The 526-nt window shown below is 55.5% G+C and carries 1 protein-coding gene; it reads right to left on the bottom strand.

Translation table 11 applies throughout. The features are described from left to right. Window positions 1-526 (bottom strand): hypothetical protein (locus TRESADRAFT_RS16425; protein ID WP_217169631.1); only part of this gene is annotated, 526 nt, incomplete at both ends.

The raw sequence follows: 526 nt of genomic DNA, 5'->3' as shown, positions 1-526 counted from the left end.
GTTTTCCTGCGGGTTGGAGCGGCTGTGGTCCGCCGAGGATGCGGTGCATCCGCGGCTCCGTGGTGGGGATTTTGCGCGTGGATGGAATTTTGGGGAGGTTGTTTTTTTTGTTTGCGGTATTTTTTGGTGATGAACCTGCATTCGTTGCGCGACTTGTTTTCCTGCGGGTTGGAGCGGCTGTTCGGCCGCCGAGGATGCGGTGCATCCGCGGCTCCGTGGTGGGATTTTGCGCGTGGATTGGATTTTTGTGATGTTGTTTTTTTTGTTTGTGGATTTTTTGGTGGTGAACCCGCATTCGTTGCGCGACTTGTTTTCCTGCGGGGTGGAGCGGCTGTTCGACCGCCGAGGATGCGGTGCATCCGCGGCTCCGTGGTGGGATTTGTCGCGTGGATGGAATTTTGTGAGGTTGTTTTTTTGTTTTGCGGATTTTTTTGGTGATGAACCCGCATTCGTTTCGCGATCTGTTTTCCTGCTGGTTGGAGCGGCTGTTCGACCGCCGAGGAACTGCGTTCCGCGGCTCCGTGGT

It is taken from the genome of Treponema saccharophilum DSM 2985 (genome assembly GCF_000255555.1).
GTDB classification, from domain to species: domain Bacteria; phylum Spirochaetota; class Spirochaetia; order Treponematales; family Treponemataceae; genus Treponema_D; species Treponema_D saccharophilum.
Note: the sequence above shows the minus strand (reverse complement) of the source record. Positions and strands in the feature narration are given on the sequence as shown.